The sequence below is a fragment of the Ruegeria sp. AG1 genome (genome assembly GCF_056541705.1).
The window spans coordinates 221,981-234,954 of record NZ_JBQFYU010000001.1; the positions used below are offsets into that span (position 1 = coordinate 221,981).

14 protein-coding genes are annotated in these 12,974 nt (G+C 60.0%); 4 read left to right on the forward strand and 10 right to left on the reverse strand.

The genetic code is table 11. From position 1 onward, the window contains the following. Positions 1 to 106: 106 nt before the first annotated feature. The 6 genes from ACR0B5_RS01065 to ACR0B5_RS01090 form a co-directional block, all read right to left on the reverse strand. A complete protein-coding gene (locus ACR0B5_RS01065; RefSeq protein WP_480537821.1) occupies positions 107 to 1,195 on the reverse strand; it encodes a TFIIB-type zinc finger domain-containing protein in 1,089 nt (362 codons plus the stop codon). A 539-nt stretch (positions 1,196 to 1,734) separates the two neighbouring features. Then, positions 1,735 to 2,883, reverse strand: a complete 1,149-nt coding sequence (locus ACR0B5_RS01070) for an SPFH domain-containing protein (protein ID WP_480537823.1) — start codon at positions 2,881 to 2,883, stop codon at positions 1,735 to 1,737. Between the two features lie 22 nt (positions 2,884 to 2,905). Beyond that, complete coding sequence (locus tag ACR0B5_RS01075; protein ID WP_480537824.1) at positions 2,906 to 3,862, reverse strand: DUF2927 domain-containing protein; 957 nt, start codon at positions 3,860 to 3,862, stop codon at positions 2,906 to 2,908. 12 nt (positions 3,863 to 3,874) lie between these two features. After that, positions 3,875 to 5,065, reverse strand: a complete 1,191-nt coding sequence (locus ACR0B5_RS01080) for a toxic anion resistance protein (protein ID WP_170374831.1) — start codon at positions 5,063 to 5,065, stop codon at positions 3,875 to 3,877. A 33-nt stretch (positions 5,066 to 5,098) separates the two neighbouring features. Next, positions 5,099 to 6,013, reverse strand: coding sequence for a 5-bromo-4-chloroindolyl phosphate hydrolysis family protein (locus tag ACR0B5_RS01085; protein ID WP_480537826.1), 915 nt, complete (start codon positions 6,011 to 6,013; stop codon positions 5,099 to 5,101). A 174-nt stretch (positions 6,014 to 6,187) separates the two neighbouring features. After that, positions 6,188 to 7,003, reverse strand: coding sequence for a pseudouridine synthase (locus ACR0B5_RS01090; protein WP_480537828.1), 816 nt, complete (start codon positions 7,001 to 7,003; stop codon positions 6,188 to 6,190). A 61-nt stretch (positions 7,004 to 7,064) separates the two neighbouring features. Here ACR0B5_RS01090 and ACR0B5_RS01095 point away from each other — a divergent pair, with 61 nt between their 5' ends. Further along, on the forward strand, positions 7,065 to 7,517 hold the full coding sequence (locus tag ACR0B5_RS01095; protein ID WP_480537830.1) for a nucleoside deaminase: 453 nt from the start codon (positions 7,065 to 7,067) through the stop codon (positions 7,515 to 7,517). On the opposite strand, the gene ACR0B5_RS01100 is transcribed toward ACR0B5_RS01095, so the two are convergent. Both ACR0B5_RS01100 and ACR0B5_RS01105 read right to left on the reverse strand, forming a co-directional pair. Continuing rightward, positions 7,514 to 8,680, reverse strand: coding sequence for a M24 family metallopeptidase (locus ACR0B5_RS01100; protein ID WP_480537832.1), 1,167 nt, complete (start codon positions 8,678 to 8,680; stop codon positions 7,514 to 7,516). The two genes, ACR0B5_RS01095 and ACR0B5_RS01100, sit on opposite strands and share 4 nt — an antisense overlap. Next, positions 8,680 to 9,372 carry a metal-dependent hydrolase gene (locus tag ACR0B5_RS01105; RefSeq protein WP_480537834.1) on the reverse strand — a complete coding sequence of 231 codons (693 nt, stop codon included), beginning with the start codon at positions 9,370 to 9,372 and terminating at the stop codon, positions 8,680 to 8,682. The genes ACR0B5_RS01100 and ACR0B5_RS01105 overlap by 1 nt, the downstream gene beginning before the upstream one ends. 58 nt (positions 9,373 to 9,430) lie before the next feature. Between ACR0B5_RS01105 and ACR0B5_RS01110 the strand changes: the two genes are divergently transcribed. Next, positions 9,431 to 10,087: a ceramidase domain-containing protein gene (locus ACR0B5_RS01110; protein WP_480537836.1), complete on the forward strand. Its 657-nt coding sequence runs from the start codon at positions 9,431 to 9,433 to the stop codon at positions 10,085 to 10,087. Here ACR0B5_RS01110 and ACR0B5_RS01115 read toward each other — a convergent pair. Both ACR0B5_RS01115 and ACR0B5_RS01120 read right to left on the reverse strand, forming a co-directional pair. Next, a complete protein-coding gene (locus tag ACR0B5_RS01115) occupies positions 10,078 to 10,641 on the reverse strand; it encodes a DUF4202 domain-containing protein (protein WP_480537838.1) in 564 nt (187 codons plus the stop codon). The genes ACR0B5_RS01110 and ACR0B5_RS01115 overlap by 10 nt on opposite strands. 146 nt (positions 10,642 to 10,787) lie before the next feature. Beyond that, positions 10,788 to 10,946, reverse strand: coding sequence for a hypothetical protein (locus tag ACR0B5_RS01120; protein ID WP_170718948.1), 159 nt, complete (start codon positions 10,944 to 10,946; stop codon positions 10,788 to 10,790). Between the two features lie 218 nt (positions 10,947 to 11,164). Here ACR0B5_RS01120 and gatC point away from each other — a divergent pair, with 218 nt between their 5' ends. Both gatC and gatA read left to right on the forward strand, forming a co-directional pair. After that, positions 11,165 to 11,452, forward strand: a complete 288-nt coding sequence (gene gatC, locus ACR0B5_RS01125; protein WP_170325838.1) for an Asp-tRNA(Asn)/Glu-tRNA(Gln) amidotransferase subunit GatC — start codon at positions 11,165 to 11,167, stop codon at positions 11,450 to 11,452. A gap of 3 nt (positions 11,453 to 11,455) precedes the next feature. After that, on the forward strand, positions 11,456 to 12,943 hold the full coding sequence (gene gatA / locus ACR0B5_RS01130) for an Asp-tRNA(Asn)/Glu-tRNA(Gln) amidotransferase subunit GatA (RefSeq protein ID WP_480537841.1): 1,488 nt from the start codon (positions 11,456 to 11,458) through the stop codon (positions 12,941 to 12,943). The last annotated feature ends 31 nt before the right edge of the window (positions 12,944 to 12,974 follow it).

Sequence of the window (12,974 nt, forward strand, 5' to 3'; positions counted from 1 at the left end):
CCAAATCGCATGCGTTCAGCAGTCGGTTTAGCCGCCGGAGGCCCACTTGTCATCCAGCGTCTTGCCCGTATTCGGGAAAACGTTTGCCTGTGTGATTTTGGTGGGCTCAACCATGCGACGTCGCCATCACGTAACCCACGCCCGCCGCCACCAGCAGGCCGAGGACCACCGCAATGGTTATCTTGATCGCAGACCACGGTCGTTCCCCCTGCACCCGGCCAGTGCGCCCGTTGACCACAAACCGATAGGTTTGCCCGCGATACTTATAGGCAGCCATCCAGATGGGCAGCAGGATATGCTTGAACGTCACATCGCGCACATCAGTGTCCACCGCGTGAATACGCTGCCGGTCGCCGCCGATGTCAAAGCGCACGTCACGCTCGATCACCCGCGCCATATGGGCCCGCGCCTCGGAATACCCATCGGGTAACTCGACCGAATACGCCTCGGCCCGGAACCCCGCCAGGTATTGCGGCTGGTAGGGTTCAAGTGCGGGCAGATCCCAGGGCTCCAGCGCGTCGGTGTATTTCTTAGGCAGCGAGCGTGAGGCCAACACCAGAACATCATCAAAGAACCGCGCGACGCGACCGGATTTCGGGCTCCAGCGCACTTTGGCCACCTGTTGTTGCACCCGCTTCCCGTCGCGCATGACGGTGCGCGTTTCGTAGTAAACGGTACCGCGTTCGCCGCGATAGCTGGATTTGGTGTCCGCGTCGAAGGTCCAGTAGGGCACATATATGCCCTGCATTTTTCGGCCCTTGCGAGCATAGTCCTTCAGCCCGTTCGGCGCGAACCAAAGCCGACCCAGCCAATCCCCCATCGCCTTGTGGGCGGACCGTTCATCCAGCGCAAAGGGCAACACGCCCTTGGGTTTGATATGCCGGTTGACGCCCGTATCCGTCACCACAGGAGTGGCACAGAACGGACATTCCGCGGCGTGGGTATTCGGGTCGAACTCGACCTGCGCGGCACAGTTGGGGCAGGACAGAACCCGCGTTTCCTCAATCTCGCTGTCGGGCAGACGGTCGGCGATGGCGGCGTCAAAATCCAGCTCGCGCAGGCTTGCGCCGCCCCAGGGGCCTGAGCCAATGGGTTCCGAGTGGCCGCAATGGTCGCAAGTCAATGTGCCATCGCCCGGGTTAAACCTGTAGTCCGCGCCACATTGGTCGCAGGGAAAGCGGTGTTCTTCGGTCATTCGTCCGTCCTGAATGTAGTTCTTGCCCCTGGTCCGATCTGCCAACGCACTAGCAGTGCGATCAAAGCGCATAGCAGAACAAATTGTGCAGAGTTTTGGGCGAGTATCCACCATCCGTAAAGTGTCAATATGCCGTCGACCGACCGAACGGAGCCGATGCCTCCCATTGTCGAACTAAAATCTGGGTTTATTGATTGAAACCAACCAAAAAGCCGCCCGAGTAAGATGCTCACTCCTACCAAGCCACACCCAATTCCAATACCCCACTTGGCGGCGCGTAAATAACCTATGGGCTTTTGCGATACTACGCGCAAGGCAGGCGCTACTAATACCCACGCAATGAGAAAGGACAAAGGCAAGCCAATCAACGTGAATAGAAAGAACAACGATTTCAGCGAAGGATCGAACCCGCGAACCAGCATTTCAGAAGCCAAAGGTATTCCGACCACTGCAACCCATCCAGATATCGCGCAAAGATTTATTGCGCGCCGAATCTCTCGCTTTTCATAGGGGGATTGAGCGACATCTATCACCGTAGGCTATGAACTTGGCGGAGGTGGAGGCAGGATCGTGAACAGCTGCGCCAATTCCTGCACTTCACCTGCTTTCTTCCAGCCATCCTGACCAGCGGTCCAGACATGGGTGTCTCGGGTCAGTTCCCCGTCCGAGGCCATGCGCCCCATCTTGGCCTTCGAGAACGGTCCGCTGGTCTGCCCATCCACCGCGATATGCCAAACATGCTCAACAGGCGGAGGGGGCGGCGGGGCTGTATGCGCGGATGGTTGCGGGGCAGCGGGGGCGGGCGACCCCCACGGGCCGCTCGGTTGGCCCGCTGCCATGTTCGCCATCTGATTGGCCATCGCCATGCCCATTCCCATGCCAAGACCTGCGCCCATGCCGCCGCCCTGACCGGGGTTGTTGGCCGCTGCCGTCATCGCCTCGGCGGCGGAATACTGGGTGAACTTGCCCAGATCACCCGCCAGCCCCATCGAGGTGCGCTTGTCCAAAGCGGCCTCTACCGCAGGCGGAAGCGAGATGTTTTCGATGTAGAACTCAGGCATCTCCAGCCCATAGCCTTCCAACACGGGCGAGACTTCGGCTGCGATCAGTTTGCCCAGATCGGCCGTATTCGCCGCCATGTCGAGAACCGGAATACCGGATCCGGCGATCACGCGGCTGAACTCTTGCACGATAATGTTACGGACCTGAAAGCTGATCTCATCCATGGTGAATTCACCATCGGTTCCGACGATCTCGACCAGGAATTTCGCCGGGTCTTTCACCCGGACCGTATAGGTGCCATAGGCCCGAATACGGGTTGGTCCGAATTCCGGATCACGTAGCATGATTGGGTTTTTGGTGCCCCATTTCAGATCATTGAACCGCGTTGTGTTGACGAAGTAGATCTCGGACTTGAACGGGGACTGAAAGCCGTGATCCCAGTGCTGCAAAGTCGTCAGGATCGGCATGTTATTGGTCTCAAGCATATAAAGACCCGGCGTGAAAACATCCGCCAGTTGCCCTTCATGGACAAACACCGCCGCCTGACCCTCGCGGACGGTCAGCTTGGCACCATACTTGATCTCGTGCCCTTCGCGTTCGAACCGCCAGACCATGGTGTCTCGGGTGTCATCGACCCAGTGAATGACGTCGATAAACTCTCCGGTCAGAAAATCGAAAATTCCCATTTGGGTTCTCCTGTCCTTGGGGTCAGAGCGGCTGCCCCATTAATTCACGCGCAATGATCCGTACCACGGGGCGGGCCTGATCGACCGTCACTCCGGGTGAAAGACGCGGATCATAGAGCATTGTCAGTAGTTTCTCATCATGACTTGTCAGCAAAGCAAACTCGTCATCATCGTTGAAGATCGAGGGCCGCGCGGCGGGGCTGTCATTGGACAGGCCCAGCCCTTGCGCAATCTCTTCGTGAATGCAGCTGCGCCGTACGAGATCGGGCAGTTCCGACCGGATCAGCGTCACCGCACGCACGTATTTGTTCGGATCGTTGCGGGTGGCCGAGGCGAACACAAAACAGTCGAAACTCGCGCGCGGGTTGGCGACCAGATCCAGTGAGGCCTGACTGATGTTGGGCACCAGTTCCTTGAGACGAGTGACAACATAGGCGCTGTCATCCTTGCCGGCGAAAAACACGTGGAAATTGGCTTTGCGACTAACGGTCGAAATCGGATGGCCAGTCAGTTTGGCCAGCCTTGCGGCATAGGACTGCACCTGATCCGCGTCACTGGTGCGAGTTGCGGGCAGGACCGAGGGCCCGAACTCGGTCTGGATGCGAACGGGTCCCGACCAGCGGCTGAGTTGCCCATCCGTCTGCCGCGACCCGAGCGAGACAGTGTGATCAGGATATTCGCTGTAGAAGGCGATGGCCTCAAAGTTCCGGCTCAGGTCGTCGGCGTCATAAGGGGTGTCTGGTCCGCCCCCATCGGTGCGCAGCAGGCCGCGGGTCAGCAGGTCCCGTTCGATCCGTTGATAGAACCGCGCGAGGTCCTGACTGGCGGCAGAAGGTGGCACATAGGCGTTGGCCGCAGTCGGCGGGGCCGAAGGTCGCACCTGAGGAACGACCGAAGAGGTCAGCGCCTCATCGCACCCCGCAAGCGCTAGAAGCCCCAGAACACCAAGGCCCGTTTTGAGACAGGTCAAAGGCCGCACGCCCAGCCCACCTTATCCCGGAACAGCCGTTCCGGCATTGTCGCCGGTCCCGTCACGCCGTGCCTTGGCAGCTGCCAACGTGTCGCGCAGTTCGGCCTCCATCTTCTGAAGTTCCTGCTCGGCGGCAGCACGTTTGGCTTTGCCTTCGTCCGCGATCGCCAGGCTTTCATTGATCGTGCCGATCAGATCAGCGTTGGCCTGCTTGACGGCTTCGATGTCGAACACACCGCGCTCCATCTCTTCGCGGATCATCTTGTTCGACTCGCGCAAGTTGGCAGCGTTCGAGGTCAGAAGCTCGTTGGTCAGATCATTGGCGTCGCGCACGGCAGCGGCGGCTTCGGCGCTGCGCTGGATGGTGACGGCCTGCGCCAACTGGGTTTCCCACAGTGGCACGGTGTTGACCAAAGTCGAGTTGATCTTGGTGACCAGCGACTTGTCATTTTCTTGCACCAACCGGATCGAGGGCAGTGACTGCATCGTCACCTGCCGGGTCAGTTTCAGGTCATGCACACGGCGTTCCAGATCGTCGCGCGCGGCGCGCATGTCGCGCAGCTCCTGCGCTTTCATGACCTGCTGGTCTTCGGGCGCGGCCTGAACCTCGGCCTCTTTCTCGGGGATGTCGTGGCTATCCAGCTCGGTCAGCTTTTCCTCGCCCGCAGCGATATAGAGCGCCAGTTCATCATAGAACCCCAGCGTCTTTTCATAGAGCAGGTCCAGCGATTTGATGTCTTTCAACAGAGTGTGTTCGTGAGAAAGCAAATCGTCTGTGATGCGGTCGATCTGGCCCTGAACCTCTTCGTATTGCGCGGTGAACTTGGCGAAGGGTGCGGCGCGGCCCAACAATTTCTCCCACCAGCTGCGTTCGCGCCGCACGTCCAGTTCACTGACCGAGAACCCCCGGATCGTGGTGACGATGTTGCGCAGGCTGTCACCTGCGGGGCCAACATCCTTGTTGCGCACATCCGCCAGCATGGCTTGGCTGATCTCTTGCAATTCGGCCTGCGCGGACGAGCCGAAGGCGACGATCGAATTGGTGTTGCCCATGTCGATCTCATCCATGCGCTTGCGGATCTCGGCGCTGACGGGTTCGTCGGCCTCTTCAAGCGAGACGACCTCGGCCTGCGGTTCGGGCAGGGCCACCGCGGTGACCTCTTGCACAAGTGTTTCGGCCTCAACCGCTTTGTTCTTGATCTCGTCGGACATAGGGGAGTTCCTCGCTCAAATATAAAGGGCCGGTCAGTCCAGCCGGACACCTTCGCGCTGCAGTCTTTCACGCAGCACGTCGATTTCGACCGTTAAATCACTACGGTCATCCAATAGCATTTTGCGCGTACGCGCGGCGAAATTCTGTTCCAGATCATCCAATAGGGCGGAGTAATCTGCCAAGGCCTGCCCGTCGCGGGTGCGGGCGTAAACATCCGCGAACTTGACGGTCGCATCACGTGCGCCCTGCAGATAGACGGTCAGATACTTCCGTGCGCCCGCCAGATCGCGCGGATCTTCTTCGACCGTGCGAAACAGATCGCGGGCTGTATCCTGAAACCGTTCGACACGCGCCTCGATCCGGCGATCTCCGGCGCGTTTGATCGCATCCGTCATCTCGGCCAGATGCTTTTCGGCATCATCGACAACGCGAGCGACACGGTCCTGCTGGAACGTGTCGACGCCCTCCATCCCCTTGTTTTTCATGGGGTCCAAGCCGAAGGACACGGAATGCAGGGTCGCGGCGGCGGCGCCAAACAGAATCGGGGCTACAAGGCTTGCTTGTGCTGCGGTCTCAGCGTCCAGAAACTCGGTCCGGTAGGACGCGAGCGCAGCCCCAAGTCCCGTCAGAACGCTGGCAAAGATCTTGCGAGGGAACGCCGGGCGACGCGCGGTTTTGCGGGCGTTATAGGCAGCCTCGGCCCGCAACCCTTCGCGCAGCAAAAACGCGGCGGCTGTCAGAATGCCGGCGGCAACAAGGCCCATGGTCATGCCAATCGCGCCATCATTAAGCGATAAAAAGACCAGAGGGATCGCGGGGATGAAAAGGATGTTTGCCCGCGCGCCTGCAGGTTCGACTCGGGCATTGTCAAACTGGCCGCGCGGAAGCGGGCTGTCTGGCGAGTCCTCACCCTGAGGGCTGTATTTGCCACCGAACCGTTTGGCCATGGCTACAGACCCCCAAGCAGGCCGGTGCAGACGCCAAATAGCAGCACCAGAAGGGCCGCATAGGCCAGTTTTTGCACTCCGCTCCCGGACATTCAGCCCCCCAAATAGCAGCACTCACAGAAAATTTAGGGGATACGAGGGCTTGGCGCTAGGGGGAAGGTTGCCAAACCCGCATCACTTGCGGGGTTTCTTGCCGATCGGAGGGCGTTTTCGCTGCGGTCGGGTTGCGCGTTTTGCCGTTCCTTCGGGTGTTTCACCCCCATCCAGACCCAGCTGATCGCGCATAACGCGGCGGCGGACCTCTTCAACCTCACCCGGTTTCAGGTCGCCCAGTTGGAACGGCCCGTAAGACACACGCAGCAGGCGGTTCACGGTAAAGCCGATATCCTCCATCGCGCGGCGGATCTCGCGGTTTTTGCCTTCGCGCAAGCCGATTGTCAGCCATGCATTTGCGCCCTGCTGACGATCAAGCGAGACTGTCATGGGCTGAAACCGCTCGCCCTCGATCACCAGACCTTTGCGCAGGGGGGCGAAATCCTCGTCCTTGGGGCGTCCATTCACTCGAACGCGATATTTGCGCAGCCAACCGGTTGAGGGAAGTTCCAGCTTGCGTTTGATGCCGCCATCATTGGTCAGCAGCAGCAGCCCTTCGGAATTCAGGTCCAACCGGCCAACAGACATCACCCGAGGCATGCCTTCGGGCAGTTTGTCAAAGATCGTCGCGCGGCCTTTTTCGTCCTTGGTCGTGGTCACCAGGCCGGTCGGTTTGTGATACAGCCAAAGCCGTGAGGGTTCGGGTTCCGATACCGGTTTGCCGTCGACGGTGATCCTGTCTTTGCCGGTCACGTTCAGGGCAGGGCTCTTGATAGCCTTGCCGTTCACACTGACGCGGCCTGCTTCGATCATGCGTTCCGCCTCGCGCCGCGAGGCAACGCCAGCACGGGCCAGGACTTTGGCGATCCGGTCGCCGGGAGGAGGGGTGTTGCTCATGGCAGGGCCATACCGCATCCCGCCCGCTTGCGAAAGGCAGGTTTCTGAGGCAGTCAGGGGCATGGTGTTCAAATCACATATGGACAAGGCGCTGGCCGAGGCCCGCGCGGCCGCTGAACGGGGGGAGGTTCCCGTCGGCGCGGTGATCGTCGCGTCCGACGGCCGGGTTGTCGCCACTGCCGGGAATCGCACGCGTGAGCTGAACGATCCGACCGCCCATGCCGAGATACTGGCGCTGCGCGCCGCCTGTGCCGAGGCAGGCTCGGAACGGCTGCCCGGCCATGACCTCTATGTGACGCTAGAGCCTTGCGCGATGTGTGCAGCGGCCTTGGCTGCGGCCCGTATCCGCCGCATCTACTACGGGGCGTCCGACCCGAAATCAGGTGGGGTCGCCCATGGCGCACGGGTTTTTGCGCACCCGCAGGCCCATCACAAGCCGGAGGTCTACGATGGCATCGCCGCCGAGGAGGCGGCCGACCTGCTCAGGTGCTTTTTCGCGAGCCAACGTGACTAGGGTTTAACCACCATCTCACGCGGGATATCGGCCAGAGGTTGGCCGCCCTCCGGCGTCACCACAAAGCTTTCGGTTATCGCCAGCCCCCAGTCCGGAGTCCACAGTCCCGGCATCAAGTGAAACGTCATGTTTTCCTGCAGTACCGTGGTGTCGCCGGGGCGTAGACTCATCGTGCGTTCTCCCCAGTCGGGCGGGTAGCTGAGGCCGATGGGATAGCCGGTGCGGTTGGCTTTTTCATATCCGGCGCGGGCGAAACTGTCGTAGACACAAGTGGCGATTTCCTCACATTTTGTGCCGGGACGGGCGGCTGCCAGAGTGGCCTCAATCGCCGTCAGAACAGCCGCTTCGGCCCGGCGGATGTCATCCGGTGGATCGCCCAGAAACAGGCTGCGGCTGGCGGGGCAGTGATACCGTCGGTAGCAGCCGGAGATTTCAAAATAGGTGGCCTCTCCGCGCACTAAGGGCCTGTCATTCCAGGTGATATGCGAGGCCGAGGCCTCGCGGCCCGAGGGAGCAATTGGTACAATAGCAGGGTAGTCGCCCGCCAAACCGGGCAGGCCCGCGATGCCTGCTGCCTGCACTTGGGCGACCAGTTGGTTCTTGGGCAGGTCTTCGCGAAACGCCTCACGCAGCACCCCATGCATATGCGCTGTCAACTGGCCCGCCTTGCGCATCATGTCGATCTCTGCGTCGCTTTTGACCGCACGCTGCCAGTTCACCAGACCCGTGGCATCAATCATTTCACCGAAGGCGCGCTCAAGAATGCGGTGGCTGGCGGCGGAGTAGTAGTAATTGTCCATCTCGACGCCCAGCCCTCGGGTCCAGTCCCGGTCGCGCAGGGCAAGAACCAGAGCGTCAACCGGATGGTGGTCGGGATGCTGGACGTGTTCTTCCGGCCAATCCAGCAAATCCGACGCTTCCAGCCACGTGGTCTGCGCGGCGCCGGCCTTGTCCTGCGTACGCCCCCACCACAGAGGCGCCCCTTGTGCAGGCAGGATCACCATCTGCGGGACGTAGAAGCTCCAGCCGTCGTAACCGGTAAGCCAGGCCATGTTGGATGGGTCGGTGACCAGCAGAGTCTCAATCCCGCGCGCGTTCATCGCCGCGCGGGTCTTGCTCAGGCGGTCCGCGTATTCCTGCGCGCTGAAATCTGATGCCGGCATCAGAGGGCGATCGCTTTCATGACTTCAGGCTCAATCACGTCCACACCGGGCAGGCCGTCGATCAGTGTCTGCGCTGATTGCTCAAGAATGGGGAAGGTTTTGTAGTGGCAGGGAATCACCGTTTTGAAATCGAAGTACCGTTTGGCGGCATAGGCGGTGGCTTTCATATCCATTGTGAAATGTCCGCCCGCCGACAGAATGCCGATATCGGGTTTGTAGTAATCCCCCATCCAATCCATATCCGCCATGATATCGGTATCGCCCGAGACATATAGCATGCGCCCCTCGGCTGCGATCATAAACCCGACCTCACTGCCGCCGGTGCGCAACCCGTCCGGCGTCGAAAAGGTCGAGCTGTGCGAGGCGGGCACCATCGTGACTTTGATGCCGTTCAGATTGACCGTTCCGCCTTTGTTGAAGCCGATGGTCTCGATCCCTTCGGCCTCGGCCCAATAGCCCATGAGGTCATACTGACCGACCACCGGCACCTTCAGGTGTTTGGCCAAGGGCAGGATGTCGACGACATGGTCGAAATGGGTGTGTGTCAGAAGGATATGCGTGGCACCTTCAACGGCTGCATCGTGCTGATCCTCGGGCAGTGACGGGTTGCCGGTCAGCCAAGGGTCGACCAGCAGCACCTGACCTTCGGTTTCAATGCGAAAGCTGCCATGGCCCAACCAAATGATGTTCATGAGAAATCCTCCTGCGATGCCTATTGGCATCACACTAGCATCCGTTATGTAAAAGTTCATGGATTGGTTTCAGGAAATTGACGGGTATTGCGAACGCCTTACCCCCGCCTATTGGGCCGAGCCGATCAACGCGGTGACCAACGCTGCGTTTCTGATCGCAGCCTTCATCATGTGGCGCAGGGTGCGCGGGCAGGGGATGTCTCTGGCGATGTTGCTGGTGTTGATTCTCGCCACGATCGGAATCTGCAGCTATCTGTTTCACACCCACGCGCAGGTCTGGGCTGCGATGGCCGATGTTGCGCCGATCCTTCTGTATATTCTGGTCTATATCTTTGCGATCAATCGGGACGTCTGGCAGATGCGTCCGCTGCCCGCCGCGATGGTGACAGCGCTATTCATCCCGTACGCCGCTGCAACCCTGCCGCTGTTTCAACTGGTTCCGGGATTGGGGGGCTCCGCCGCATACGCTCCGGTGCCGCTGCTGATCCTGATCTATGCGTTTTTGCTGCGCAATCGCACGCCGGAAACGGCCCGAGGGCTAGCGATTGGAGCGTTTATCCTGATCGCCTCGATCACCTTCCGCGCTTTGGATGAGCCACTATGTATGCAGCTCCCGCTGGGCACGCATTTCATGTGGCATATCCTGAACGCAACCATGCTGGGCTGGATGATCGAGGTCTATCGCAGGCACCTGATCCGCGCGTCTCAGTCCTGAAAGGCAGCAGCCAGGTTGTCGGGCAGATCAAATTCCTGCAGAACCCGCGCGCGGCCTTCGGCTGACATCTTACGGGCGGTCTTTTCGACAATGCTCTGGATCTTTTCGGCCGAGTGTTTTGCGGCGAAAGGCGCGAAATACCATTTCAGGAACACAAAGCAGATGACATCCTCAAGCGCTTGAACCTCATCATCGCGCTTGATGCCTTGCTTGCGTAGCATGCGCCCGGTCGCGTCGACGTCGTCCGCGTCGTACCCGGCCTGCTGCATCAGGCCCATGACAACCTCGGCGTGATGGACACCCTGCGCCTTGCGCCACGCCAGATATCCGGCGCGACCTTCGGGATACTCGCTGCGCGCCAGCTTCCAGCGCTCAACATGCTGCCCACGGGCGGCAATCTTCAACATGTCCGAGGCGTCAGGGAACAGCCTGTCCATCTCGGTGCTCATGCGCTGGCCATAGATCAGCTCGACCGGTTGGCCGTCTTCGATGTTGGGGTCTTGCCTGTTGGCCGCATCAATCGCGTCCAGAACGACTTGCTTGCGAGCGCTCATCTTCTGCTCCGTTGGTTCTTGCCGAACCAAGTTTACGGTTCGACGCATCACTCAGTCTACCGTAGCGGGTCGCGTCGAAAAGAGCAGTAGTCAATTGTTGCCGTCCGGGCCGGGCAGTTATCACCCGACCCGGGGCAGGGGGTCTATCACTTGTTCGTCTTGACCTGATCCTGGCTGACAACCTCGGGGGCAGGTGTGGGGAAGGTCAGATCAGGTGTCAGGGTATTCATTGTCGGGCCAAAAGCCTGTGCTTGCGACGCTAAAACAGTGGTGGCCACTACAAATGCAATCAGGAAGGGTTTCATGTCTTTTCTCCGGGTTTTGGCTGTGTCGTGAATAGAAATGAACAGTTCAGTTCAGTTTTTCAAGAGTAAAAATGAACTAATCGGTTTACTTTTTTGCATGGGAGGTATGCAAAATTGAAAAGAGGCCATGTCAGATGATGCCAGGGCAGACCTTATCGCGCTCTTGCGACCCGGACCCCAGACGGGTAAATGCCCCCTAACGCATATGAGGTTTTCCGATGTCGATTGACCAAAGCACCGCCGCCAAGGTGGCCAAACTGGCCCGGATCAAGGTCGAGGATGACGCGCTGCCCGCGCTGGCGTCCGAGTTCAACACCATCCTTGGGTTCATCGAGCAACTGAACGAAGTGGACGTCGAAGGTGTCGAGCCGATGGTCTCGGTCGAGCCGATGCGCCTGAAACGTCGTGAGGATGTAGTCACCGACGGAAACCAACAGGACAAGGTTCTGGCCAATGCCCCCGACGCCCGCGAAGGCTTTTTCGCAGTCCCCAAAGTGGTGGAGTAAGACATGAGCGATCTGAACAAACTGGGCCTGGCCGAGGCCCGCGATGCGCTGCGCAAGGGTGACGTGACCTCGGTGGAACTGACTGAGTCCTGCCTAAAGGCCATTGATGGCGCCGACGCGCTGAACGCTTTTGTCCACAAAACGCCCGAGATCGCGCTGGAGCGCGCCAAGGCTGCGGATGAGCGGATCAAGGGCGGCGACGCGTCGTCGATGTGTGGTCTGCCGATCGGCATCAAGGATCTGTTCTGCACCAAGGGCGTGCCCTCGCAGGCGGCGTCGAAGATTCTTGAAGGGTTCAAGCCGGAATACGAATCCACCGTCTCGCAGCAACTGGCTGATGCTGGTGCAGTCATGCTGGGCAAGCTGAACATGGACGAATTCGCCATGGGCTCGTCCAACGAAACCTCCGTCTATGGCAACGCAGTCAGCCCGTGGCGTCGCGGCAATGACGACGCGCAGTTGACACCGGGCGGCTCGTCGGGTGGCTCGGCGTCTGCTGTGGCGGCGGACCTGTGTCTGGCCGCGACCGGCACCGATACTGGCGGTTCGATCCGCCAGCCTGCAGCTTTTGTTGGCATCACTGGCATCAAGCCGACCTATGGCCGTTGCTCGCGCTGGGGTATTGTGGCCTTTGCGTCCTCGCTGGATCAGGCTGGTCCGATGACCAAGAACGTGCGCGACGCGGCAATCATGCTCGAAGCGATGTGCGGTCATGACCCCAAGGACTCGACCAGCACCGAACTGGCCGTCCCGAATTTCGAGGCGATGCTGACCGGCGACGTCAAGGGCAAGAAGATCGGTATTCCGAAAGAATACCGGATGGACGGCATGCCCGCCGAGATCGAAAAGCTCTGGGCCGATGGCGCGGCGATGCTGAAGGACGCTGGTGCCGAGATCGTCGATATCTCGCTGCCGCACACGAAATACGCGCTGCCCGCTTATTACGTGATTGCCCCGGCCGAGGCGTCCTCGAACCTCGCGCGCTATGACGGTGTCCGCTATGGCCGCCGTGCGCAGCTGGCACAGGGTGACGGCATCACCGAGATGTACGAGAAGACCCGCGCCGAAGGTTTCGGTCACGAGGTGCAGCGCCGCGTGATGATCGGCACCTATGTGTTGTCCGCTGGCTTCTACGACGCCTATTACAACCGTGCCCGCCGCGTCCGCACGCTGATCAAGAAAGACTTCGAAGATGTCTTCGCCGCAGGTGTCGACGCGATCCTGACCCCGGCCACCCCGTCGGCCTCCTTCGGTCTGGGCGAGATGACCGAGGCCGACCCTGTTCAAATGTATTTGAACGACGTCTTTACCGTAACCGTAAACCTTGCTGGTCTGCCGGGTATTTCGGTGCCCGCAGGGCTCGACAAACAAGGGCTGCCGCTGGGTCTGCAACTGATCGGTAGGCCCTGGGAAGAAGGCGATCTGCTCAATACCGCCTATGCGTTGGAAAACGCCGCCGGTTTTGTGGCAAAACCGTCGAAATGGTGGTAAGCCTCGGGCCTGAAAGACATCAGACACGGAG

What these genes read in the sequence shown, in the direction of transcription:
- ACR0B5_RS01115 (WP_480537838.1), bottom strand. Translation starts at nt 10,641, where the DNA reads ATGAGCGCTCGCAAGCAAGTCGTTCTGGACGCGATTGATGCGGCCAAC.
- ACR0B5_RS01110 (WP_480537836.1), top strand. Translation starts at nt 9,431, where the DNA reads ATGGATTGGTTTCAGGAAATTGACGGGTATTGCGAACGCCTTACCCCC.
- ACR0B5_RS01070 (WP_480537823.1), bottom strand. Translation starts at nt 2,883, where the DNA reads ATGGGAATTTTCGATTTTCTGACCGGAGAGTTTATCGACGTCATTCAC.
- ACR0B5_RS01080 (WP_170374831.1), bottom strand. Translation starts at nt 5,065, where the DNA reads ATGTCCGACGAGATCAAGAACAAAGCGGTTGAGGCCGAAACACTTGTG.
- ACR0B5_RS01095 (WP_480537830.1), top strand. Translation starts at nt 7,065, where the DNA reads ATGGTGTTCAAATCACATATGGACAAGGCGCTGGCCGAGGCCCGCGCG.
- gatC (WP_170325838.1), top strand. Translation starts at nt 11,165, where the DNA reads ATGTCGATTGACCAAAGCACCGCCGCCAAGGTGGCCAAACTGGCCCGG.
- ACR0B5_RS01085 (WP_480537826.1), bottom strand. Translation starts at nt 6,013, where the DNA reads ATGGCCAAACGGTTCGGTGGCAAATACAGCCCTCAGGGTGAGGACTCG.
- ACR0B5_RS01065 (WP_480537821.1), bottom strand. Translation starts at nt 1,195, where the DNA reads ATGACCGAAGAACACCGCTTTCCCTGCGACCAATGTGGCGCGGACTAC.
- gatA (WP_480537841.1), top strand. Translation starts at nt 11,456, where the DNA reads ATGAGCGATCTGAACAAACTGGGCCTGGCCGAGGCCCGCGATGCGCTG.
- ACR0B5_RS01120 (WP_170718948.1), bottom strand. Translation starts at nt 10,946, where the DNA reads ATGAAACCCTTCCTGATTGCATTTGTAGTGGCCACCACTGTTTTAGCG.
- ACR0B5_RS01100 (WP_480537832.1), bottom strand. Translation starts at nt 8,680, where the DNA reads ATGCCGGCATCAGATTTCAGCGCGCAGGAATACGCGGACCGCCTGAGC.
- ACR0B5_RS01105 (WP_480537834.1), bottom strand. Translation starts at nt 9,372, where the DNA reads ATGAACATCATTTGGTTGGGCCATGGCAGCTTTCGCATTGAAACCGAA.
- ACR0B5_RS01090 (WP_480537828.1), bottom strand. Translation starts at nt 7,003, where the DNA reads ATGAGCAACACCCCTCCTCCCGGCGACCGGATCGCCAAAGTCCTGGCC.